Genomic DNA, 23,692 nt, shown 5'->3' on the forward strand with positions numbered 1-23,692 from the left:
TGCAAAAATATTGCTTATTTATGAAAATGCCTGTATAAAAAGAAAAAACTCCCGATTGGGAGTTTTTGAATTCTAAATTTAATCTTTAGTCAGGAATTCATCGAGTGCTTCTTCCCGAATTTCTTGCTCTTCTTTATAGAGATTTTTTAGGTATTTTTCCATCCCAAAAAACATGATTATAAGTAAGAACAGAATGGTTGCCATATAATAAGACGTTCCCATTCCAATAGAAATCATTCCACCTCCCATACCATCAGCCATTGATGAAACGGCGTTCAGTTCGCTCGAACTTTTGATGATGATACCGAAAATCAGCAACACCACAAATCCGATGGCTGAAAAAATGATATGCAGCAAACCTTTACGTTTGATTCTTATAAAACTGAATATGAGTCCGGCTATAGCCATCAGAAACGGAATCCCCATCATAATCATCATCGCGATTCTTGAATTTTTCTCATCAGCAGTTTCTGCTGGCAACGGAAGCCCTTCTGTTTTCTTCGGATTTCCATCTTCATCAACTGAAGAATCTTGAGTCGTATCAAACAAATCTTTTCCTAGTTTTTCCTGCATTTTTTTTGAAAATTCATTGCTTTTCATTTTTTCTTTCATGTCTGTTCCTACAACATAGTCAAAACCAGTTACAGAAACCAATTCTGTCGTACCACATTTGATGGTTATAAACGGAAAGAAAAAACAGATTAAGATTACCGTATAACTTGGAATCGGAAGTAAATCTGAAATAATTTTGAGTGCTCTCATAAAAGGTTTGTCTTTTTTATATTCATTTCAAACATAACACATATATCTTAAATTTCAGACAAAACCGATTCCATTTTATAAAATTATTTTTTTCCTGATTTCTTTTTAGGCTTTACTTTTTTCTTTTTAACCAACTCCATCTTATTCTTAATCCTCTTTTCAACTTCGCTGATTTCAGATTCTGAAGCATAGCAAATAGAATGCAACTTCGCATTCCTGATTTCTTTCTTTGCTTTCTTGAATTCATGCTGCGCCTCAAACAGAATGGCTTTCTTTATAAAAATCTCGGCTTTACTTATACCTTTAATAGTAAGTGCAAAATCGATTAGTTTCTGCGCTTCTTCATAATCTTCATTTAGGATAAGCGTTTGGATATAATGCGGATAGACTTCAAGCGCATGGATATTGATCGTAAAGGCTTCTTCAAAGTAATTTTTAGCAGCTTCATAATTCAATAGCTGTTCTGCTTGAATTCTTCCGTAAAGACAAAGCACCATGGTATTTTTAGCATCATAGGAAAAAGCGTAATCTAAAGACTCTATGGTTTCTTCAAGCGAATATGGATAGCTATCCAATGCTTGGAATACATATTTATCAATTGTTTTCATTTCTTAAATCTGTTTTTAATTTCTGGCGTATTCCTTTGTAGCTTTTCTCAATTTTATTCTTCTTGAAATCTGTGCCGGTAAATGTTCTTGTGGGATTACCACGCTGAATATTCAACTGGTTTTCCCATTGCTTACCGACATGATTCTTGAGTTCTTGCAAGGTTTCGCCTTCTAATTTTTTTAATAATCGTTCTGTTGCCAGTTTTTTGTTTTGGTGCTGCGAACGACTGTCCATTGCCACGACAGCAATTCCTGTCGGCAGATGTGTCGCTCTGACAGCAGAACTCACTTTGTTGACGTGCTGACCTCCTGCTCCTGAACTTCGCATTGCTTGGTACTGGATATCGTTTTCTGAAACTGTCCAATTCTTTTGTGGCTCTATTTCAAAAATTCCGATAAACCAATTCTTGCGTTTGTGCATCTTTCTGAATTGGCTTTGCCCGATCCATTGAATCGTTCCCAACCAAGAATTTGCAAAGGTTGTAGCATTTTTTCCTTTCAAGGAAACTGTAGCTGTTTCGACCGTTCCATTTTCAGAACCTGCTTGTCGCTGCAACACTATAGCTTCGAGTTGCTGTTCTTGTGCTTCTTCCAAAACTTTTTTAAGCACTTGGGCAACTACCCAAGTGCATTCTGCAGGTCCGCGACCCGCTGTTATCTGAATTATTTTTTCCATTTTTTTACTTTTTAACGGTCCATCCTGACAATTTTCGGAGTAAAAGTTCCAAGTACTTCTACCAATTCGCTCTGGTTCGCCATTACCTTCGTAATGTCTTTGTATGCCATGGGTGCTTCATCAATATTGCCTCCAATCAGAGTGACATCATTGGCCTGCAGCACTTTTTTAATTTCGCTTTGCGTAAAAGTACTTTTGCACTTTGCTCTTGAAAATAATCTTCCGGCACCATGAGAAGCCGAATTCAAGCTTTCTGTATTTCCTTTTCCTCTAACAATATAGCCTGGCGCAGTCATCGAACCTGGAATGATTCCCAATTGTCCTTCTGCCGCTGGAGTCGCTCCTTTTCTATGAACGATACATTCCTTGCCATTGACCATTTCCTTCCATGCAAAATTGTGATGGTTTTCGATGGTCACTACTACTCTTTTTCCAAGCGCTTTGGCTATTCTCCGATGGATATCGTCATGGCAAGCCTTGGCATAATCACCAGCCAGATTCATTGCCAGCCAATATTCCTTTCCGTCATGCGTGTTCAGATCGAGCCAAGCCAAATGCTGTACATTTTTTGGCAACGGACATTGTTTTGTTGCCAGATAGGTATAATGCTTCGCAATATTAGCTCCTAATCCTCGCGATCCGCTGTGCGAAAGAACAGCGAAATACTCCCCTGCTCCTATCTTCCACTCGTCAAGCGGATTATCGATTTTGACTATTCCAAACTCCACAAAATGATTTCCTCCTCCAGACGTACCTAACTGTTTATAAGCTTTGTCCAAAAGGCGTTTCAACAGCAGAATGTCTTGAAATTCTTGTCTGTAAAATACCTCATGATCCGCCTTTATTGCATGCGTTTCATTCATTCCAAACTTGGTATGGTCTTTCAAGATACCCTGCAGCTGATGATCTTTCCCTTTCAGGAAGGATGCCGGCAGATCAAAAATCGAAAGGCTCATGCGGCAACCAATATCGACACCAACTCCATACGGAATCACCGCATTGTCTGTTGCTAAAACACCCCCAATCGGCAGACCATATCCTGAGTGCGCATCGGGCATCAAAGCCCCTACTATCGAAATCGGCAGTTTCAATGAGTCATACAATTGAAACTTGGCCTGTTCATCGATTTCATTTTCTCCAAAAATCGTAAATGGAACTCGCGTCGTTTTCAATTGGTGCATTCTCACTTGCACAGGATTTATCAAACCTTCGGCAACTTTCCCCCAAGTTCCATGTCCGCTGAATTTATCCGGATAGAGCAAAACTTCTTTTGCTTCTGCTAGGATAGATTCTTTTTTTTCTCTTTTTCTATATCTATTTATCTGCCCTAAGGCGATATTTATTGAATTGTTTTTTGGAAAGCCTAATTTGATAAGGTCTTTTCCAGATAATTTATTTCCCATAAATTTTGTTGATTCATAATTTCTTTGCGCACAGCCTTGAATCAATTTCTAAATAATTTAAAAATGAGACATAAGCGTGCTAAACCTTTTATCCCTTCGGATAAATAATGGAACTGATTTTCGGGAAAATTTTGAAGTGTCTAGAATAAAAAAGCCCGAAACTAAATGGCTTCGGGCTTTTTCATATATCTAAAAATGTATTTCTAAGATTGAAATAAGCCACGAAGTCGCACCGCACCAAATCCTGTTGGTGAGTAGCTTTGAAATGATGATGTTGATACAAACATTTTTCTTCGTTTTAAAAGTGTTACTAATTTTTTCGTGTGCAAATATTTAGAATAGTTTTCGGATTATCCAAATTTAATTGTAAAAAAGTCGAAAGTTTTTAAAGTTGGAAGTCATAAAGTCCCCTGTTTATCGTATTTATCGTAATTAAAAAGCCATTTATCTTTCGACTTTTTGACTTTCGACTTTAAGACTTATTTAATTATTTATGCCTTAATTTTATTTATTTTTACAAAAATTTCTAAACTATGCCAACCGACTGTATCAGTTATCAAGAATCTGGTTATTTCACATCGCTCATCAACGATTATCTAAATCAAAAACCAGACGTACAGTCGCTTTACCATCGATTTCCTACTTTAGAAAATTTTGAAAAGCAATTGCTTGAAAAAGAAAAGAATTTCAATTCAAGTGATAATTTGAAGCGAAAAACGTTGGTTTCTGCTTTAGAAAAACAATATTCAAAACTCAATGTTTCTGACTTGACAAAATTGAACATTCAAGCATTGGGAAGTTCTAAAACATTTACGATTACGACCGGGCATCAGCTAAACTTGTTTACTGGACCATTGTATTTTTTATATAAAATCGTTTCGACGATCAATCTTACGAAGCAATTAAAATTAAAATATCCTGAGTATAATTTCGTGCCAGTATATTGGATGGCAACGGAAGATCATGATTTTGAAGAAATCAACTATTTCAATCTCCATGGAAAAAAAGTACGTTGGAATACAGAAAGCGGCGGACCAGTAGGAAGATTGTCTACTCAAGGATTAGAAGAGGTCTTTGAAATTTTTTCTTTGGAACTAGGCATCGGAAAAAATGCGGAATATCTTAAAAAACTGTTTCATGAATCCTATGTAAATCATACTAATTTGGCGGATGCGACTCGCTTTCTTGCGAACGAATTATTTGGAAAAACGGGCTTAGTGATTTTGGATGCTGATACTCCTGAACTAAAAAAGATATTTATTCCCCATGCAAAGGAAGAGCTTCTGAAACAGACCTCGTATCAAAAGGTAATGGAAACTTCCGAAAAGCTAAAAGATTATAATATCCAAGTAAATCCACGCGAAATCAACCTTTTTTATATCGAAGACGATTTCCGTGAGCGAATTATTCTGCAAAACGGATACTACTATATCAACAACAGAGAACTAAAATTTACGCAATCAGAAATAGTACAACTGCTAGAAAACCATCCTGAAAAGTTCAGCCCTAATGTTATCATGCGACCTCTATATCAAGAAGTCATCTTGCCGAATCTTTGCTATATCGGCGGCGGCGGCGAATTAGCCTATTGGTTGGAATTAAAATCATATTTTGAAGCTTCTGACGTTACTTTTCCTATTTTGCTTTTGCGAAATTCGGTTCTTTTAGCTACAGAAAAATTAGCAAAAAAAGCAGACAAATTAAATCTAACGTGGAAAGACCTATTTTCAAAACAACAAGATTTGATGAATGCTAAAGTGAAAACGTTTTCAGAATTCCCAATTGATTTTACAGAGCAGAAAGCATTTTTAAGAAAACAATTTGATGATCTAAACGAAATGGCAAATCAAACCGATAAGTCTTTTATCGGAGCTGTTAAAGCACAAGAAGTCAAACAGATCAAAGGTTTAGATAATCTGGAGAAACGGCTGCTAAAAGCTGAAAAGAAAAAGCATCAAGAAGAATTGGAACGCATAGCTGATCTTCAGAATGAGCTATTCCCGAACAAAAGCTTGCAGGAAAGGATTGTGAACTTTTCTGAGTTTTATCTCGGATATGGCGATGTGCTGCTCGATAAATTGTTTGAAGAATTGAATCCTTTGGAGCAAGAATTTAAAGTCGTAGTTCTTTAGTGACTGTCAGTTCAGACAATACTTAAATTTATACTCCTAATTCTTGCAATTGTTTTTCGTGTTCTGTTAAAAAACACTACTTTTGCGCCAAATCTAAAAAAAATACAATGGCAACGAATAGAACATTCACAATGATTAAGCCTGATGCAGTTGAAAACGGACACATCGGCGGAATTTTAAACATGATTACAGAAGGTGGTTTTAAAATTGTTTCTTTGAAACTGACACAGCTTACTGTAGCTGATGCTCAAAAATTTTATGCTGTTCACAGCGCAAGACCATTCTACGGAGAATTGGTTGAATTCATGTCTAGAGGTCCAATCGTAGCGGCAATCTTAGAAAAAGATAACGCTGTTGAAGATTTCAGAACTTTAATCGGGGCTACAAATCCTGCTGATGCTGCTGAAGGAACTATCCGTAAAAAATATGCAAAATCAATCGGAGAGAACGCTGTTCACGGTTCTGATAGCGATGAAAATGCAGCTATCGAAGGTGCTTTCCACTTCGCTGGAAGAGAGCAATTCTAATTCGAGGCAAACTAAATAAAAAAATCCGTTTCAAATGAAACGGATTTTTTTATGTTTAATATTTACTCTTTTGAATCTATCTAAAAATTATTTCCTTGACAATATCCCGACGAAATTCTTCGTTGATCATTCGTATAATTTTCTCTTTTCCGTAACTCAATTCTTGTCGTAATACCGCTGAAGTAAGTTCTACATATAGCGTATTTTTACGTAACGTGACTTCTTTGGTATAACTATTTACGCCATTGCCCATCAAGGAAATCCAAGCTTCTTTTACCGCAATTTGATCAATTCCAGGCTGGAGTTTATTGGCTTCGATGATATGCTTCAAAACATCTCCAACCGAACTGTCATTATTTAGTCTCTTCGCCATCTAGCAGGTTTATCGGGGTTGCTTTTTTATATTGGTATTCTATTTTTTGCTGGTTAACAATGGTCATCTTATCTTCAGAAATCGATTTTAATTCTTCTTCCCATTTCGCATATTCTGTTTTGTAATCCAGATATATCTTTCCATCTTTTTCTACAATTTCAACTGCTTCGGAAGAATCATCTGCAAGAAATTTTCCGTTCAACTGTGGACTTACTTTTTTACGAAAGCCTCTATAATTACTGCCAATTTCAAAGAAATCATATGTCGTATTGATTTTATAATCTTTTTCCGATCCATCGGCCAAAATTACTTTTTCGATTTCCCAATAGCCATTCAGTTTTTTAGCATCTTCTTTTGATACTTTCTGGCCGCAGGCCGTAAGCATCAGCGTTGTAAACAGTAACAGAACTCCTTTTTTCATCTTAAAATTTAAAAAAATAAAATTACCACTATTTGTCATGATAAAAAAGCTTCTAGGTTAAACTATTTGGTATTTTTAAAGTCTATATAAGAAACCCTACCACCATGAGAAAAATATACTACCCTTTGTTTCTTATCCTTGCTTTGGCCGGATGCAGTTCTGAAAGCAATGAATCCAGTCCGTCTGAATCCTTATACTTTCCACCTTTGGAAGAAAATGCATTATGGGAAACAAAATCATTGAGTTCATTAGGATGGAATGAAAATGCTACAACACCGCTCCTTTCTTATTTGGAAGAAAAACACACCAAAGGCTTTATCATTTTAGTTGATGGAAAGATTGTGATGGAAAACTATTTCAACGGGCATTCTGCTTCGTCCAACTGGTATTGGGCAAGTGCAGGAAAAACGTTGACAGCGACAATGGTTGGAATTGCTGAACAGGAAAACCATCTGAACATTAACGACAAGGTTTCAGATTATCTAGGCCATGGATGGACAAGCCTTCCCTTGGCAAAAGAAAACCTGATAACGAATAAGCATTTGCTTACCATGACTTCTGGGCTTGAAGATATTGATAATGGTGATTGTGTAGAGCCTGAATGCCTTACTTATAAAGCTGATGCAGGAACACGCTGGGCCTATCATAATGTCTATGTCAAGCTTCAAGATGTCGTGGCAGCTGCCGTCTCAACAACGTACAGCAGTTATTTCAATACAAAATTAAGAGACAAGATAGGAATGAATGGCGCTTGGATTCAGTCTGGAAACAACAGCGTTTATTGGAGTACCACCCGAAGCATGGCCCGTTTTGGCCTGCTCATGCTCAACAAAGGGAAGTGGAATAATGAAGCGATACTGAATGAAAATTACCTTAATGCCGCGACAAACACGTCTCAAAATATCAATCTAGGGTATGGGTATTTATGGTGGCTAAACGGAAAATCCAGTTATCATCTGCCTCAGACGCAGCTACAATTTTCTGGGAGCATAATTCCGGACGGCCCAAATGACATGTTTATGGCGTTAGGCAAAAATGACCAGAAAATCTACGTAATTCCTAGTCGGAAGATGGTCGTAATTCGAATGGGCGATGCGGCCGACAACGTCAATCTGGCCTTATCTGATTTTGATGAAGTCTTGTGGCAAAAAATAAATGCGCTAATTAATTAGCGCATTTATTTTATTTCTTTTTTGCATTGACGTGTTTCTTATTTCCAAAGCCTCCTTTGATAAGGTTCCGAGCTGCCATAAAAAATGCGGCCCATCCTAAAAACACAAATAAATAATAGAGCGCCTGTATCTTGCCTTCAAAAAATCTCGATATAAAAATCAAGAGCACGAACAAGATATAAAGGTGTAGCGGTTTTACATTTTTTATTGAAAAGGCCATAGTAGTCTTTATTTAAAAAACGAATCTACAAATTCTATTTTATTAAAAACTTGCAAATCTTCAATCCCTTCTCCTACGCCTATATACTTCACAGGTATTTGGAACTGGTCTGAAATTCCGATTACAACACCGCCTTTTGCAGTTCCATCTAATTTAGTTACAGCAAGAGCTGAAACTTCAGTGGCAGCCGTAAATTGTTTGGCTTGTTCAAAAGCATTTTGGCCAGTAGATCCGTCAAGAACTAATAAAACATCGTGGGGAGCATCGGCTACGACTTTCTGCATCACGCGTTTTACTTTTGTCAATTCGTTCATTAGGTTTACTTTGTTGTGCAAACGCCCGGCTGTATCAATGATTACGACATCAGCGTTTTGAGAAACTGCGGACTGAAGGGTATCGAAAGCTACAGAAGCGGGATCGCTTCCCATTTGCTGTTTTACGATAGGAACGCCAACTCTGTCTGCCCAAATCTGCAATTGATCGATAGCTGCAGCACGAAAAGTATCGGCAGCACCAAGAACAACTTTGTATCCAGCTTTATTGAATTGATGAGCCAGCTTTCCAATGGTAGTTGTTTTCCCAACTCCATTGACTCCGACAACCATCAAGACATAAGGTTTTTTATCTTTTGGTATTTCAAACTCTGTGGCTTCGCCAGAATTTGTTTCTGATAATAATCCTGCAATTTCTTCACGAAGGATTTGATTCAGCTCGTCAGTCCCGAGGTATTTATCATTGGCAACACGCTCTTCAATTCTAGTGATGATTTTCAGGGTCGTATTTACACCTACATCTGATGAAACTAAGATTTCTTCTAGATTATCAAGAACTTCATCATCAACTTTTGATTTCCCCGCTACGGCTTTGGTAAGCTTTGAAAAGAAAGAGGTTTTTGTTTTTTCTAGGCCTTTATCAAGGCTTTCTTTTTTTTCTGATGAAAATATTTTCTTAAAAAAACTCATTTTTTTGATTGGTTAGATTTTGCGGCTATCAGATTTTATAGATTCTAATATTCCTAAAATTTAAGGAAAACAACATGATTCGTCTTCTCTAAATTTCAAGACAAATATAAAAATAAAAAAGCTACTTCCGAATGAAAGTAGCTTTTCTATATAATGTCTGAATGATTATTTCTTTTTCAAGAACTCGTCAACTAATTCAGGAGCCATAACGCTTTCAACGAAAGTGTAAGCACCAGTCTTAGGAGATTTTACCATTTTGATAGCTTTTGTTAATCTCTTAGAAGCTGTCTGTAAGGTTGCTACGGTTTTCTTTGCCATGACTAATAATTATTTAATTTCTTTATGAACAGTTACTCTTTTCAAGATTGGATTAAATTTTTTAATCTCTAATCTGTCTGGAGTATTTTTTTTGTTCTTTGTTGTTATGTATCTTGATGTACCTGGTTGACCACTAGTTTTGTGCTCAGTACATTCTAAAATTACCTGGATTCTATTACCTTTCTTTGCCATCTTGCTATATATTATTTAGGAAGGATTATTTAATAAATCCGTTAGCTTTAGCTTCTTTCAAAACTGCAGCAATTCCGTTTTTGTTGATAGTTTTTATTGTAGATGCAGCTACTCTAAGAGTAATCCATCTGTCTTCTTCAGGAAGATAAAAACGTTTTTTAACTAAGTTTACAGAAAATTTTCTCTTAGTCTTGTTCATCGCGTGGGAAACATTGTTTCCAACCATCGCTCTTTTACCCGTAAGGTCACAAACTCTTGACATTATGCTTATCTTTTATCGTTATTCAAAATCAGGGTGCAAAGAAACAAAAAAGAAACCTTTATACAAAATAATTAAAGTAGATTTTTTAAAATTTCTTTCTGAAGCATTTCAAAAGCCGTATTTACCGCTCTATCAATGACTTTTTCGCGCGGTTGGCCAAAGTGGAATTCTTCGCATATTATATTATTTGGAGCCGGATTTGGCGTTGCCAAAGCAATAAAAACCGTTCCTACTTCCGCCGGCGAATCTCCTTTTTCTGGCCCTGCATTTCCTGTAGTAGCAATGACATAATCGGTTTGAAGCAATTTTTGAGCTCCAAGCGCCATCTCAATAGCTACTTCTCGGCTTACAACAGAATACTTTTCAATCAGCTCTTGCGGAACTTTTAAAATTTCGGTCTTTACTTCGGTTGCATAACTCACTACGCCTCCTTTAAAATAAACTGAAGAACCTGGAATCGAAGTAAGCAATTGGGCTATTTTGCCTCCTGTACAGCTTTCGGCCGTAGAAACTGTCATTTTATTTTTCGTTAGCAATCTGCCAAGAATCACTTCTAAGGTTTCGTTTTCATCGTAGCCTACGATAATATCGCCTATAATCTTTGAAAGCGAATCTACATTTTCTTCAATAGCATTTTGCAGAACTTGCTCGTCTGTTCCTCGCGCAGAAAGACGGAGCCTCACTCTTCCTGGGCTTGGTAAATAGGCCAGCTTTATAAACTCAGGAAGATTGTTCTCCCAGGCTTCAATTCTTTCGGCCACAAGACTTTCTCCTTGTCCGTAGGTAAGTACGGTTTTATGAATAATAAACGGACGTTTATATTCTCTTACCACTTTTGGCACAACTTCATTTTCGATGAGATATTTCATCTCGTAAGGAACGCCTGGAAGAGAAACAAATACTGTATTTTCTTTTTTGAGCCACATTCCTGGCGCCGTGCCAACTTTATTGTGCAACACAGTCGCTTTTGACGGAACAAGTGCTTGGTCTTTGTTTATTTGGGAAATTGGACGCTTGTAAAATCCTTCGATTAATTCTGTCACATGAGCAAGGACTTGTTCATTTACAACCAATTCATCTTCAAAATAATCGCAAAGCGTTTTTTTGGTGATATCATCTTTCGTCGGACCTAAACCGCCGGTAATAACAACCAGTTCTACTTGGTTTTGAAGGTATTTCAACGTTGCTAAAATATGATCTCGGCTGTCGCTGATAGAAATTACTTCGTGGATATCAATCCCTATTTTGTCTAGAGATTTTGCTATAAAAGCAGAATTGGTATCGATAATCTGCCCGATCAGGATTTCATCTCCTATGGTTACAATAGTTGCTTTCACAGATATTTTTGATTTTGGATTGCAGACCTGAGAATTTTAAACGAACTAAATATTAAAATCCTTACGGATTTCTTTGACCGCTTTCTCAACCCTATCTGCTATACTTTTGTAGGTTTCTTTGATTTCTTTCTTTTTTCCCTCGCGTTTTGTCCAATCTTCAATCAAAAGAATTTCTTCGAAAGCTACGGTCATGCCAAGCAAATCTAAAGTTGGCTTGATCTTATGGGCATGGCCATAAGCCAGCTTATAGTCTTTCTCTTTTATTCCTTTTTTGACATTTTTCAAGTCAGCCGGAACCTCAGTTACGAAAAGATTTATGATGTCTTGGACAAACTCGCTATCGTTATCCGAAATCTCATAGACTTTTGCTAGATTGTAATGTATAGCCATTATTTTACTTGTATTCTAAATAATTTATGTCCTTCTAAAAATCCTTCCAGAATATCATCTGGATTGACTCTTTCAACTCCTTCTGGCGTTCCAGTGAATATAATATCGCCGATTTTCAGCGTAAAATATTGCGAAACATAAGAAATAAGTTCGTCAATCTTCCAGAGCATGTGGCTTGTATTTCCAATCTGGACTGGTTTTCCGTTGTTGGTCAATTCAAATGTAAGATTTTCTAGAGAATTGAATTGCGATTTTGGCAAAAATTCTCCAATGACCGCCGAACCGTCAAATGCTTTGGCTTTTTCCCACGGAAGTCCTTTTTCTTTTAGGGTTGCTTGTACATCGCGTGCCGTAAAATCGATCCCTAAGCCGATCTCATCATAATATTTGTGAGCGAATTTAGGCTCTATATGTTTTCCTACCCTATTTATTTTGACCAAAATTTCGACCTCATGATGAATGTCGTTACTGAATTCTGGAATAAAAAAAGGAAAATTTTTAGGAAGTATTGCAGTATCCGGTTTTAAGAAAATTACAGGCTCCGAAGGCTTCTCGTTTTGCAACTCTTCGATATGCTTGGTATAATTTCTTCCGATGCAGATTATTTTCATAAACTCAATGTTATGTTTTCACATTCTAGTAAAAAATCACAGATGGATATTACTAGCTTAGTTTGTTATTCAGTTTTCTCAGCTTGATTGCCGTCAATACTTTTTTAGTATATAGCGGAAAGTCTGCATTTTGTATCCATCCAAAATAGCCCGGCTCGGCCTCAAGGACTTTTTCAACCTTGGCGCCTTTGTGTTTTCCGAAAGTAAAGATTTCTTCGTTGTCTTTATCTAAAGCGATAAAACCTGCAAAATCAACTGATTTTTTTCGTGTTGTATATTCCGAAAGCGATTTCATATCATGAGGAAGATCTTCATAACGAGTCAACTGCGCTTTTAATATTTCATAAGTCGCCATAGTGTCAGCTTCGGCAGAATGCGCATTTTCAAGGCTCTGTCCGCAATAGAATTTATAAGCAGCACTTAAGGTTCTTTCTTCTTTTTTATGGAAAATTGTCTGGATATCTACCGCAACTCGGTTTTTCATATCAAAATCAACTCCGGCACGCAATAGTTCCTCTGCTAATAGCGGAATATCGAATCGATCTGAATTGAATCCGGCCAAATCTGAATCTTTTACCATAGTGTGAATCGTAACGGCCAATTCTTTAAAAGTCGGCTCATTCGCTACTTTTTCGTTGGTAATTCCATGAACAGCAGTAGTCTGCGGTGGTATAGGCATTTCTGGATTTACAAGCCAGGTCCTGCTTTCTTTATTTCCGTTTGGGAAAACTTTAAATATTGATATTTCTACAATCCTGTCTTTACAGATATCGATTCCTGTGGTTTCGAGGTCGAAAAAACAGATTGGTTTTGTCAGTTTAAGTTCCATTTTCTTGTTTTTATGGACTGCAAAGATAACGGTTTTTGTATTGAATTTCTGTTCAAAAGTTTACTGTTTATGCTATAGACAAACATCAAAACCTTTTATTGTCAGCTTCTTATTTTCTAGAGTCTTCAAGAATTTATGAAGAAAAAAACTACTCCTTCTAAGTTTTTCATTAGATTTACTTTTTGCCTCGGGCAATTAACAACTCTGATATGAAAATAAAAACAATCGTCGCATTTACTCTTATCTTCTCTAGCCTTTCAGCCTATTCACAAGACAAAAACTTGCAATGGATTAATGAGAATGCAGTTTCTTTAGCTGAAAATCATTCCTCTGATACCACTTTTTCATTTTTGGATTCGGAATTAAAAGAAAATACTATTCTAGGATTAGGAGAGGCTTCGCATGGAACGCACGAATTTTATACCCAAAAAGCAGACATCATTCAATATTTAATCACGAATAGCAATTATAATCTAATTGGCCTTGAACTCACGCAAGCCTACCTCAAGCCTATTAATGACTATATCCAAAATGGAAACGGAGACCTGAAAGGACTTATGAAAGACCTCATGCTGTACAATACTCAGGAAATTTTCGAACTTTTTCAATGGATAAAAGAATACAACCAAAAACAGACGGCTTCTAAAAAAGTAGTTCTTTTTGGATTTGACAGCGAAGATTTTTGGCACGACCCTCTTACACGAGACAAAAACATGGCCGAAACAATTATTAAGACACAAAAAGTCGATAAGCTGAAAACAATTATCTGGAGCCATAACGTACACATAGCAAAAGACAAAACCATGGCAGAAGTTGAGGCAATGGGCGGTTATCTAAAGCAAGAATTCGGTTCTAAATACTATGCTTTGGGTTTTGACACTTATAAGGGAAGCGTAAATGTAATCGCGGAAGGAAAAATTGCAAAACATAGTTTTGATTCCGATCCGAATACATTTTCTGGATTGTTTTCTAAAGCAAAAGCAGGCAACTTTTTTCTTTCTTTTCACAAAAAATCAAATCCTTTTTTGCAGAATAAAAACAAAATCACCAACATCTATTCGGTATGGACAGAGAGCAGAGCCTTGCCGATACAGCCAGGTTTAGATTTTGATGCTATTGTATTCGTTCGCGAAACTACTGCATCTTTTATCCTTGAATAGAACACAGTTTAGGGCATAAAAAAACCTCTCGCTTGAGAGGTTTTTTATTTATAATGGATTCGATTAGAAATCTCTATTGACATCAAAAGCTTCAAGATAATCGGCAACGCGTTTCACAAAGCTTCCTCCTAATGCGCCGTCTACAACACGATGATCGTAGCTGTGAGAAAGGAACATTTTTTGACGGATTCCGATAAAATCGCCTTCAGGAGTTTCAATAACCGCTGGTACTTTTCGGATAGCTCCTAAAGCCAAGATTCCTACTTGCGGCTGGTTGATAATTGGCGTTCCGAAAACACTGCCGAAAGTTCCTACGTTTGTAACCGTGTAGGTTCCTCCTTGCGTATCGTCTGGTTTTAGTTTTCCTGCTTTTGCACGGTTTCCTAAATCATTCACCGCTTTTGCCATACCTACAAGATTTAGCTGGTCAGCATTTTTGATTACAGGAACAATCAGGTTTCCGTTTGGCAACGCTGCCGCCATTCCAAGATTGATATTTTTTCTTTTGATGATATAATCTCCATCAACAGAAATATTCATTCCAGGGAAATCTTTCAAAGCTTTCGCCACAGCTTCCATAAAGATTGGCGTAAAAGTTAGCTTCTCACCTTCTCTTTTTTCAAAAGCATTTTTCACTTTATCTCTCCATTTCACAATGTTAGTCACATCAACTTCGATAAACGACTGAACGTGAGCCGAAGTCTGAACTGAAGCGACCATATAGCCTGAAATCAGCTTGCGCATTCTGTCCATCTCCACAATTTCATCGCCTCCGTTTACTGAAACCGGAACCGCCGCTGTAGCTTTAGGTGCAGGACTGCTTGGTGCAGAAACTACCGGAGCTGGAGCCTCTTGGCTTGTTCCTTTAGTTTCTTTTCTTTTTGCTACATAGCCTAATATATCGTCTTTTGTTACTCTCCCGTCTTTCCCAGAACCATTGATTGATTCTAATTCAGCTACAGAAACTCCTTCTTCTTTTGCAATGTTTTTTACTAAAGGTGAAAAGAATTTTTCTGAATTGGAGAAATCTTGCGGTGTCGAAACAGCTTGCTGTGCCGCTTCTACCGTTTTTTCGATTACGGCTGCTGAAGCTGGCGCTTCTTCTTTTGGTGCTTCTACAACAACACCTCCTGATACTTCGATATAAGCGATTGTCTGACCGACTTTTACAACGTCGTCAACATTGAAAAGGATTTCAGATAAAACTCCTGATACTTCAGAAGGCACTTCAGAATCTACTTTGTCGGTAGCAATTTCAAGTACTGCTTCGTCGGCTTCAATTGGGTCGCCTACTTTTTTTAGCCAGTTGGTAATGGTTGCTTCTGCAACGCTCTCTCCCATTTTTGGAAGTTTCAATTCAAATTTTGCCATATTGTTAACCTAATGGTGAATTTTTATTTTCTGCTTGCAAAATTAGTGATAATTTTTAGGCTACGCCAAGAATTATATAATTTTACGATACTTTTTTTAAACACAAACTGCACAAATTTATTCTAAATTTGAAGCATTAAGAACTTAATTTTCATCATTTTAAAATCGAACGACTTCTCCTCTGTCGTTATTGCTATTGCTTCCAATAATGAAATCGGATTTTTTAGGCAGTATTTTAAAAGTCATATTTTTGTTTTTGTGTGCTTCCAAAACGGAGATGCACTCCTTGAACGTAAGGTGATTGTTATCAAGAATCACTTCTACAGGCTCCTTATCCGAAAACGTTTGCGAAAATACTGCTTTTTGGTTTTCAAATTTCTGGATTTGGATATTTTTTTTCAGCGCAACTTGCAATTTTTCTTTAAGAACTTGGTCATCTGACACAAAAATATAACTTTCTGGATTAATTTTAGGTTTCGATTTTCCTTGAAACATTTTTATGAAAGAGAAGAAAAGCATTCCAAATTTCATAAAAATCGAGAAGAAAATCGAGGACTTCATATTCTTCTCATAAAACAACTCCATTCCTCGCTGAAAACGCTTCATGTAAGTTCCGTCTTTTACGGTACTTTCTCCTTTATAGTGAATGATGCTGGTTTCGTGAAAATAATAATTTGACAACCCTTTCTTTAGTACCGAAAACGAAAAATCAATATCTTCTCCGTACATAAAATACCGTTCGTCAAAGCCTCCTACTTCTTTGTAAAGTTCTCGTTTCAGCACCATAAAAGCACCGACTAAAACGGCAACCTTTCCCGTCTGATTTTCTGTAAGATGTCCCGCGTAATAACGTCCGAATACATTTGACGAAGATGCCATTTTATAAAGTCCGGATATTTTTGTGAAGGCTACCCAAGGCGATGGAATTCCTCTTTTTGATTCTGGAAGAAAGTTTCCTGTCCCATCAATCAGCTTGCAGCCAATGATACCTAAATCGGTTTTGGTTCGGGCAAAGGCTAGGATTTTTTCAAATGTATCTTCGGCGACAATAGTATCTGGATTTAATATGCAGATGTATTCTCCTTTTGCTTTTTCAACTCCTATGTTATTGCCTTTGGGGAAGCCAACATTTTCCTTGTTTTCAATCAAGATTACGCCCGGAAAACGTTCTTTTATCATCTGACAGCTATCGTCTGGCGAATTGTTGTCGACAACGATAATCTCCGCCTCAAGTCCGCGAATAGCTTCTTGGACGCTCAGAATGCACTGCTCGAGAAAATAACGGACATTGTAGTTGAGAATGATAACGGATAACTGCATTGAGCAAATATAAATAGATTTTTAGATTGCTCCATTAGGAATAGCGAGATTCGTCTCACTTCATATAAAATCGCTCTTTTATCTCTTTCTTGGATTCGGGATCGATGCCATAAAAATCGATATATTCTACTTTAGGCTTTAGGCTTTTTGACTCTTCCATCGAAAGAAACATCTTGTTGAGAATCATTTTCTTGCCATTGACAGTGGTTTTCACGTGCGGCTTGTCTTTAGGGCCAAGTTCCATGTAGAGCTTTTTGCCCGGATAGGAAACTAGCGAAAACTCATAGTGGTTCTCTTTTATTTTTTGGATTTCTATACCATAAGCCAGCTTTCGCTGTAATTTAGTGAGTTCTTCCTTAACACCCCCTTTTGTATAGGCAATCCTATGAATTTTTATAGGCTCAACGTCATCGAATCTTTTATTTGTAAAATTAGCCTCATAAACAAAGGTGTTATGATTCTGGCTGTGCTGTATATAAAATAAGTGATTGTCAGCCATTGCAGGCGTTGGATAGCCTTTTTGCGCTTGCATACTGATTGAAATAAAAAGCAGTAGGTATATTTTTTTCATTGTATTGCAATTAGTTAGCATCACGAATATACTAAATAGTTAATAATGTAAGTTTTTTTCTATTGTTAAAACTTAATTAGCCTCTCTCAATTAAAACATCATTTCTGCTTTATTTCTCCAGAAGTATACAAATTGATTGCTTTTTTCAAAAGAACTTCAATAGTTTCTATCGGCAAGTCTTCATTTGGATCAAACAGCATGATTTTCATCCTTGAGCGTTTTTCGATAATCAATTTGGGATGATCCAAGCGTGTGCCTTCTACCATTCCCAAATAAGGCTGCTTGTATTTTTTATGGTTCCATAAATAGCAGAACATTTTTTGTTTGTAGCAGAAGAAAGGCATGCCATATTTCAGCACATTCGTAATTTCAGCATCCTGCGAAAGGATAATATCCTTCAAGGCAAGAAGGCAGCTCCTAAAGGGCTCCTCTTGTTTTAGGTAGAAATTATCTATGTCCTTTATTTCGTTCATATCCACGTTTTCAGCATAACCTGCAATCAAATATATCAATTTATAAATAACCTTTTAGAGTAGATTCTTTTAAGAGACGCCAGTTTTAAATCGACAATAACTTATTTTGGTTTTAAAAAGTTACTTTTGCAAAAAATTTCTACCGTGAATTACTTATCTGTTGAGAATATTTCGAAATCTTTTGGGGAGCGCACGCTTTTCAAGGACATTTCGTTTGGAATTAATAAGGACCAGAAAATTGCTTTTATCGCGAAAAACGGTTCGGGCAAGACATCGATCATGAAAATTATCAATGGTGATGACGAACCAGATACAGGCCAAGTGGTAATCCGCAAAGATATCAAGATGGCCTTCTTGTCGCAAGACCATAACCTCCAAGACGAATTGACGATTGAAGAAAGTATTTTTGCTTCCGACAATGAAACTCTTGACGTAATCCACCAATATGAAAAAGCATTGGAAAATCCAGAAGATGAAGAAGCCTACCAAAAAGCTTTTGACCGCATGGACCAATTCAACGCATGGGATTTTGAGACGCAGTTCAAACAGATCCTATTCAAGCTAAAGCTGGAAGATTTCAAGCTCAAAGTAAAAAATCTCTCCGGTGGACAAAAAAAGCGTTTGTCTCTGGCTATTATTTTGATCAACCGTCCCGACTTATTGATTCTCGATGAGCCTACCAACCATTTAGATTTAGAAATGATCGAATGGTTAGAAAGCTATTTTGCTAAAGAAAATATCACGTTGTTTATGGTAACCCACGACCGTTTCTTCCTAGAGCGCGTCTGCAATGAGATTATCGAACTTGACAATGGAAAACTATACCAATACAAAGGCAATTATTCCTATTATCTAGAAAAGAAAGAAGAGCGAATTGCTTCTGAAAATTCAAGTGTCGACAAGGCACAGAATCTTTTCAAAAAAGAATTAGAATGGATGCGCAGGCAGCCAAAAGCGAGAACTACCAAATCCAAATCGCGCCAAGATGACTTTTATGTAATCAAGCAAAAAGCAGAAAGCCGACGTAAGGAAAACAAGGTAGAGCTTGAAATCAACATGGAACGTATGGGAAGCAAAATTATTGAGCTTCACAAGATTTCAAAACGTTTCGGCGACAAGATCATCTTAGATAACTTCAGTTTCGATTTTCAGCGCGCAGAACGCATCGGTATTATCGGAAAAAACGGTACTGGAAAATCTTCTTTCCTAAATTTATTGACCGGGACCATTCCTCTTGACAGCGGAAAAGTGATTGTTGGAGATACGATAAAAGTCGGATATTATACCCAAAGTGGTATCAATCCAAAACCTGGCCAGCGTGTTATTGATGTCATAAAAGAATACGGAGAATATATTCCACTGACGAAAGGAAAGATTATTTCGGCTTCGCAGTTGCTGGAGCGTTTCCTTTTTGACAGCAAGAAACAATATGATTATGTAGAAAAATTAAGCGGAGGCGAATTAAAACGATTGTATTTATGTACCGTTTTGATTCAAAATCCAAACTTCCTGATTCTCGATGAGCCTACGAATGATTTGGATATCGTAACTCTAAATGTATTGGAAAGTTTCCTTTTGGATTATCCTGGATGTCTGCTTGTAGTTTCACATGACCGTTACTTCATGGACAAAATCGTAGACCATTTATTCGTATTTCGTGGTGAAGGCGTGATAGAAGATTTCCCTGGAAACTATTCTGACTTTAGGGCGTATGAAGACAGTGCCGACGTACAGCAAAAAGAAGACAACAAGACCGAGAAAAAAGCCTGGAAGCAAAACAATCCGACAGGAAACCTGACTTTTAACGAGCAGAAAGAATTCCAAAAAATCGAACGCGAAATCAAAGACCTGGAAATCGAGAAAGCCAAAATCGAACAGCTATTTTCTGATGGAAAAGTTGCTGATGCCGATATTGAGAAAAAAGCCAATGAGCTCCAATCCATAATTTCAAAAATCGAGAACAAAGAAGAACGATGGTTTGAGCTTTCCGCCAAAATGGAAGGCTGATTAAAAGCATGCATATCCTAACTTCATATTTAAAATTTCTATGGAATTCAAGCAATGCGCACGGAGTTCATTCTCCGTTTGTATTTGATTTGGTTCGGAAATGCTTTTATGACACAAAAAAATATGGTGAATACAAAACCTTAAAAAAATACCGCGATTCACTTTTAGAAAATAAAAAAACGATTGAAGTAACCGATTTTGGATCTGGCTCAAGAGTCTTCAAATCCAATATTCGGGCTATAAACCAGATTGCTAAAAATGCAGGAGTTTCTTCTAAAAATGCTCGGCTTTTATTTCGAATCGTACGCTATTTTCAGCCTGAAAACGTCTTAGAAATAGGAACTTCGCTCGGATTAGCCACTTCTGCGCTAACTTTAGGAAACTCCAAAGCAAAAATTACGACTTTAGAAGGGTGTCCCCATACGGCGAAAGTAGCTCAGCAGCAATTTCAAGACTTCAACTTTAGTGTGACTTCTGTCGTAACTAAATTTGAAGCGTATTTGGAATCTGAAAACATCCAATCCGCAACCTACGATCTTATCTATTTTGACGGAAACCATTCAAAAGAAGCCACATTACACTATTTTGAAGCCTTGCTTCCAACAATTGCGAATAATACCGTCTGGATTTTCGATGACATCCATTGGTCTTCTGGAATGCAGGAAGCCTGGGAAACTATAAAAAAGCATCCGAAAGTAACCGTTACGATTGACACGTTCCAATGGGGATTGGTCTTTTTCCGAAAAGAACAAGAAAAAGAACATTTCATATTGCGTACTTCAAACTATTTTGTAGTGAACAGCATTTTAGGTATCCGAAAGCTCTGGGGACTATTGCCTTGATTATTTCGCAACACCTTGATCAGTTCTTTGGTCATATTAGAATGCCGAACAGTCAAAGGCATTACAAATAAAAAAGACTGCCTTTTACAGCAGTCTTTTTCCAAACTCAAATAACTATTTTTATTCTTTTGCTTTCTGGTTTTCTTCAGCTTTCGCTCCCATTCTTTCCCATTTGAATTTTGGAGCAAATTTAAATTTCAGTTCCGCTATTTTCGCGTTGTCTTTAGAAGAAAGACCTTCTTTTTCAACTTTATTTTTATGCGCATCTAAAGCTTCATACATTGCCTTGATTTCGTCAAAATCTTCTCTTGAATAAGTATCTTTATTTTTATCAAACTCATTATAGAAATCATTATAGACTCTCAAGATGTTATCCTTGTTCACCCAAGAGAAATTCATGTCTTCTCCAATTTTTCCAGCGCCAAAATAAGCATCTCTCAATAATTGTTTTTTATTTGCTGGCTGGCTCGCTGCCGCCGCTTTCGCTGCTTCTGCATCTTTGGCCGCTTCAGCATCTAATTTTGCTTTTAGCTCTGCATATTTTGCTTTTGATTTTTCAAGCCTTGCTTCGGCAGCTGCTTTATCCTTTAGCTCGGCTAGGGCCGCTTCTGCTTCGGCAGTTCTTTCATTATAAGAAACTTCAATAGTTTGCCAATTTGCTTTTGCATCGGCTACCGCAACATTGGTGACAGAGTCTACATATTTTTCATATGACCCTACAGTCATTTCGGCTTGTTTTTCGCTTTCACTCTTGCAAGAAACAAAAGCAATCGCAATGATTGCTCCTAAAAATAAATTAATCTTTTTCATAAGTTAATGGTTTTAATTAAAATTGTTCTTATAAATTTAGCTATAAAAAAAATAAAGCTAGTATTTGAGTTAATTTTTTATGAATAATTTAATATAAAAATTTCTCATTACCTTCTTTTCTTTAACGATCTGACGACTAAACCATTTTATAAAAATTCATTACTTTTAGACTCAAATTAAAATTATGTCATTAATCAAAATCACCAATATAAAAAGAGACTTTGTCCTCGGAAACGAAATTATCAACGTCCTCAAAGGAATCGACCTTAATATCTCGAAAGGAGAATATGTTGCGTTGATGGGACCTTCGGGCTCTGGAAAGTCTACGTTGATGAATCTTCTCGGCTGTCTTGACACGCCAACATCAGGGCAATACATCTTAAATGGAAATGACGTAAGTCAGATGAGCGATGACAATCTGGCTGAAATACGCAATAAAGAAATCGGATTTGTCTTTCAGACCTTTAACTTATTGCCAAGAACGACTGCCTTGAACAATGTGGCACTGCCTATGATTTATGCCGGCTACTCAAAATCCGAACGTCTTGCAAGAGCAGAACAAGTATTAAAGCAGGTAGGTCTCGGTGACCGAATGGACCATGAGCCCAACCAGCTTTCTGGAGGACAGCGTCAGCGTGTTGCTGTTGCCAGAGCTTTAGTCAACAAGCCTTCAATCATTTTGGCAGATGAGCCGACTGGAAACCTTGACAGTAAAACTTCTGTTGAAATCATGAACCTTTTTAATGAAATCCATGCCAACGGAAACACTGTAATCTTGGTGACCCACGAAGAAGATATTGCGGCCTATGCCCATAGAATCATAAGACTTCGCGATGGATTAGTAGAAAGCGACAAGCCAAACAAATAAATGGCACTAGCAAAAACTCATTATTTAAGCTACATTTCCTTTTGGAAACAATAGTTTTTGTCTGACACCCAAAATCAAAAACACAATGAAAGTATATACAAAAACAGGAGACAAAGGAACTACCGCCTTGTTTGGAGGCGACAGGGTTCCTAAGCATCACATCCGAATTGAAAGCTATGGAACTGTCGATGAGCTTAATTCCCATATCGGGCTTATTCGCGACCAAGAAATAAATACACATTATAAGGACATTTTAATCCGAATTCAAGACCGGCTCTTTACTGTCGGTGCCATTTTGGCTACACCGCCCGAAAAAGAAATCTTGAAAAATGGAAAACCAAGATTAAATATTCCCAAAATAATCGAAGGCGACATACAATTACTTGAAAATGAAATTGATGATATGGAAAACACCTTGCCGCCCATGACACATTTTGTGCTTCCCGGCGGACATACCACTGTGTCATATTGTCACATTGCGCGCTGCGTATGCCGTCGTGCAGAACGCCTTTCGGTACATTTAAATGAGCTTGAGCCTACCGACGAGCTCGTAATTAAGTACTTAAACCGACTTTCTGACTACCTTTTTGTACTGGCACGAAAGTTGTCCTACGACCTTAAGGCAGATGAAGTGAAATGGATTCCTGAAAAACAGTAATCCTAGTGCAGACGGAGGTTCCGGACGACAGATTAAGATTAGCAGACAATATGAAATCTGAAATCGCATATCTAAAATCAGGCAACTCGAAAAAACGTTCTTGACTTTTTTAAAATAAATACAATTTTACTTGACTATTTCAGTAAAAAAATTATTTTTGCATAAATTATTAAATCGATATCAGATGTATTGGACATTAGAATTGGCATCCTATTTAAGTGATGCGCCGTGGCCTGCAACCAAAGACGAACTTATCGACTATGCTATTAGAGCTGGAGCACCATTGGAAGTAGTGGAAAATCTTCAGTCTATTGAAGACGAAGGTGAAATCTACGAATCAATGGAAGAGATTTGGCCAGATTATCCAACTGACGAAGATTATCTTTGGAATGAGGATGAATATTAAAAAATAATAAA

29 protein-coding genes are annotated in these 23,692 nt (G+C 37.1%); 9 read left to right on the top strand and 20 right to left on the bottom strand.

Going from position 1 to position 23,692, the window contains the following annotated elements:
• Positions 1-78: 78 nt before the first annotated feature.
• The 4 genes from CLV94_RS02285 to CLV94_RS02300 all read right to left on the bottom strand — a co-directional run bounded on the left by CLV94_RS02285 (position 79) and on the right by CLV94_RS02300 (position 3,449).
• Positions 79-762: a hypothetical protein gene (locus CLV94_RS02285; protein ID WP_121374841.1), complete on the bottom strand. Its 684-nt coding sequence runs from the start codon at positions 760-762 to the stop codon at positions 79-81.
• 83 nt (positions 763-845) lie between these two features.
• Positions 846-1,370 (bottom strand): tetratricopeptide repeat protein, encoded by a 525-nt coding sequence (locus CLV94_RS02290; RefSeq protein WP_121374842.1) that lies wholly within the window; start codon positions 1,368-1,370, stop codon positions 846-848.
• Complete coding sequence (gene prfH / locus CLV94_RS02295) at positions 1,357-2,046, bottom strand: peptide chain release factor H (protein ID WP_121374843.1); 690 nt, start codon at positions 2,044-2,046, stop codon at positions 1,357-1,359. The genes CLV94_RS02290 and prfH overlap by 14 nt, the downstream gene beginning before the upstream one ends.
• 11 nt (positions 2,047-2,057) lie before the next feature.
• Positions 2,058-3,449, bottom strand: coding sequence for an RtcB family protein (locus CLV94_RS02300; RefSeq protein ID WP_121376206.1), 1,392 nt, complete (start codon positions 3,447-3,449; stop codon positions 2,058-2,060).
• A gap of 533 nt (positions 3,450-3,982) precedes the next feature.
• On the opposite strand from CLV94_RS02300, the gene bshC reads away from it, so the two are divergent.
• On the top strand, positions 3,983-5,581 hold the full coding sequence (gene bshC / locus CLV94_RS02305; RefSeq protein ID WP_121374844.1) for a bacillithiol biosynthesis cysteine-adding enzyme BshC: 1,599 nt from the start codon (positions 3,983-3,985) through the stop codon (positions 5,579-5,581).
• 107 nt (positions 5,582-5,688) lie between these two features.
• Positions 5,689-6,108 (top strand): nucleoside-diphosphate kinase, encoded by a 420-nt coding sequence (locus tag CLV94_RS02310; RefSeq protein WP_121374845.1) that lies wholly within the window; start codon positions 5,689-5,691, stop codon positions 6,106-6,108.
• Between the two features lie 76 nt (positions 6,109-6,184).
• Here CLV94_RS02310 and CLV94_RS02315 read toward each other — a convergent pair whose 3' ends face one another.
• A complete protein-coding gene (locus CLV94_RS02315) occupies positions 6,185-6,481 on the bottom strand; it encodes a DUF721 domain-containing protein (protein WP_121374846.1) in 297 nt (98 codons plus the stop codon).
• A complete protein-coding gene (locus tag CLV94_RS02320) occupies positions 6,462-6,902 on the bottom strand; it encodes a lipoprotein (protein ID WP_121376207.1) in 441 nt (146 codons plus the stop codon). The genes CLV94_RS02315 and CLV94_RS02320 overlap by 20 nt, the downstream gene beginning before the upstream one ends.
• Positions 6,903-7,006: 104 nt before the next feature.
• Here CLV94_RS02320 and CLV94_RS02325 point away from each other — a divergent pair, with 104 nt between their 5' ends.
• Positions 7,007-8,074, top strand: coding sequence for a serine hydrolase domain-containing protein (locus CLV94_RS02325; protein WP_121374847.1), 1,068 nt, complete (start codon positions 7,007-7,009; stop codon positions 8,072-8,074).
• Between the two features lie 10 nt (positions 8,075-8,084).
• Here the strand turns inward: CLV94_RS02325 and CLV94_RS02330 are convergent, their stop codons facing one another.
• The 9 genes from CLV94_RS02330 to CLV94_RS02370 all read right to left on the bottom strand — a co-directional run bounded on the left by CLV94_RS02330 (position 8,085) and on the right by CLV94_RS02370 (position 13,195).
• Entirely contained in the window at positions 8,085-8,294 is a 210-nt protein-coding gene (locus CLV94_RS02330) for a hypothetical protein (protein WP_121374848.1), read from the bottom strand.
• Positions 8,295-8,302: 8 nt separating this feature from the next.
• Positions 8,303-9,256, bottom strand: coding sequence for a signal recognition particle-docking protein FtsY (gene ftsY / locus CLV94_RS02335; protein ID WP_121374849.1), 954 nt, complete (start codon positions 9,254-9,256; stop codon positions 8,303-8,305).
• A 165-nt stretch (positions 9,257-9,421) separates the two neighbouring features.
• Complete coding sequence (locus tag CLV94_RS02340; RefSeq protein WP_113988621.1) at positions 9,422-9,574, bottom strand: DUF4295 domain-containing protein; 153 nt, start codon at positions 9,572-9,574, stop codon at positions 9,422-9,424.
• A gap of 9 nt (positions 9,575-9,583) precedes the next feature.
• Entirely contained in the window at positions 9,584-9,766 is a 183-nt protein-coding gene (rpmG, locus tag CLV94_RS02345; protein WP_056069900.1) for a 50S ribosomal protein L33, read from the bottom strand.
• Between the two features lie 25 nt (positions 9,767-9,791).
• Entirely contained in the window at positions 9,792-10,028 is a 237-nt protein-coding gene (rpmB, locus tag CLV94_RS02350) for a 50S ribosomal protein L28 (RefSeq protein ID WP_056069897.1), read from the bottom strand.
• Between the two features lie 71 nt (positions 10,029-10,099).
• Entirely contained in the window at positions 10,100-11,365 is a 1,266-nt protein-coding gene (locus CLV94_RS02355) for a competence/damage-inducible protein A (RefSeq protein WP_121374850.1), read from the bottom strand.
• Between the two features lie 45 nt (positions 11,366-11,410).
• A complete protein-coding gene (locus tag CLV94_RS02360) occupies positions 11,411-11,755 on the bottom strand; it encodes an Hpt domain-containing protein (protein ID WP_121374851.1) in 345 nt (114 codons plus the stop codon).
• On the bottom strand, positions 11,755-12,366 hold the full coding sequence (locus tag CLV94_RS02365) for a fumarylacetoacetate hydrolase family protein (RefSeq protein WP_121374852.1): 612 nt from the start codon (positions 12,364-12,366) through the stop codon (positions 11,755-11,757). Before CLV94_RS02365 ends, CLV94_RS02360 begins: the two co-directional genes overlap by 1 nt.
• Positions 12,367-12,418: 52 nt before the next feature.
• Positions 12,419-13,195, bottom strand: a complete 777-nt coding sequence (locus CLV94_RS02370; protein ID WP_121374853.1) for a 3'-5' exonuclease — start codon at positions 13,193-13,195, stop codon at positions 12,419-12,421.
• 209 nt (positions 13,196-13,404) lie between these two features.
• Between CLV94_RS02370 and CLV94_RS02375 the strand changes: the two genes are divergently transcribed.
• Positions 13,405-14,355, top strand: coding sequence for an erythromycin esterase family protein (locus CLV94_RS02375; protein WP_121374854.1), 951 nt, complete (start codon positions 13,405-13,407; stop codon positions 14,353-14,355).
• A gap of 63 nt (positions 14,356-14,418) precedes the next feature.
• Here the strand turns inward: CLV94_RS02375 and CLV94_RS02380 are convergent, their stop codons facing one another.
• From CLV94_RS02380 to CLV94_RS02395, 4 genes are all read right to left on the bottom strand, one after another.
• The gene (locus CLV94_RS02380; RefSeq protein ID WP_121374855.1) at positions 14,419-15,726 is read right to left on the bottom strand and encodes a dihydrolipoamide acetyltransferase family protein; all 1,308 of its coding nucleotides are present in this window, start codon (positions 15,724-15,726) and stop codon (positions 14,419-14,421) included.
• A 159-nt stretch (positions 15,727-15,885) separates the two neighbouring features.
• A complete protein-coding gene (locus CLV94_RS02385) occupies positions 15,886-17,046 on the bottom strand; it encodes a glycosyltransferase family 2 protein (protein WP_121374856.1) in 1,161 nt (386 codons plus the stop codon).
• 55 nt (positions 17,047-17,101) lie between these two features.
• A complete protein-coding gene (locus CLV94_RS02390; RefSeq protein WP_170148731.1) occupies positions 17,102-17,617 on the bottom strand; it encodes a DUF4833 domain-containing protein in 516 nt (171 codons plus the stop codon).
• 98 nt (positions 17,618-17,715) lie between these two features.
• Positions 17,716-18,090, bottom strand: a complete 375-nt coding sequence (locus tag CLV94_RS02395; RefSeq protein ID WP_317125106.1) for a DUF1801 domain-containing protein — start codon at positions 18,088-18,090, stop codon at positions 17,716-17,718.
• Between the two features lie 144 nt (positions 18,091-18,234).
• Between CLV94_RS02395 and CLV94_RS02400 the strand changes: the two genes are divergently transcribed.
• Together CLV94_RS02400 and CLV94_RS02405 are read left to right on the top strand one after the other, a co-directional pair.
• Entirely contained in the window at positions 18,235-20,097 is a 1,863-nt protein-coding gene (locus CLV94_RS02400; protein ID WP_121376209.1) for an ABC-F family ATP-binding cassette domain-containing protein, read from the top strand.
• Between the two features lie 8 nt (positions 20,098-20,105).
• Positions 20,106-20,939 carry an O-methyltransferase gene (locus CLV94_RS02405; RefSeq protein ID WP_121374858.1) on the top strand — a complete coding sequence of 278 codons (834 nt, stop codon included), beginning with the start codon at positions 20,106-20,108 and terminating at the stop codon, positions 20,937-20,939.
• Positions 20,940-21,059: 120 nt separating this feature from the next.
• Here CLV94_RS02405 and CLV94_RS02410 read toward each other — a convergent pair whose 3' ends face one another.
• Entirely contained in the window at positions 21,060-21,749 is a 690-nt protein-coding gene (locus CLV94_RS02410) for a hypothetical protein (protein ID WP_121374859.1), read from the bottom strand.
• 184 nt (positions 21,750-21,933) lie between these two features.
• On the opposite strand from CLV94_RS02410, the gene CLV94_RS02415 reads away from it, so the two are divergent.
• From CLV94_RS02415 to CLV94_RS02425, 3 genes are all read left to right on the top strand, one after another.
• Positions 21,934-22,617, top strand: a complete 684-nt coding sequence (locus CLV94_RS02415; protein ID WP_121374860.1) for an ABC transporter ATP-binding protein — start codon at positions 21,934-21,936, stop codon at positions 22,615-22,617.
• An 85-nt stretch (positions 22,618-22,702) separates the two neighbouring features.
• Positions 22,703-23,275: a cob(I)yrinic acid a,c-diamide adenosyltransferase gene (locus CLV94_RS02420; RefSeq protein WP_121374861.1), complete on the top strand. Its 573-nt coding sequence runs from the start codon at positions 22,703-22,705 to the stop codon at positions 23,273-23,275.
• Between the two features lie 184 nt (positions 23,276-23,459).
• Entirely contained in the window at positions 23,460-23,681 is a 222-nt protein-coding gene (locus tag CLV94_RS02425; protein WP_022828503.1) for a DUF2795 domain-containing protein, read from the top strand.
• Positions 23,682-23,692 lie beyond the last annotated feature (11 nt).

The sequence above is a fragment of the Flavobacterium endophyticum genome, from assembly GCF_003634455.1.
Taxonomy (GTDB): Bacteria; Bacteroidota; Bacteroidia; order Flavobacteriales; family Flavobacteriaceae; genus Flavobacterium; species Flavobacterium endophyticum.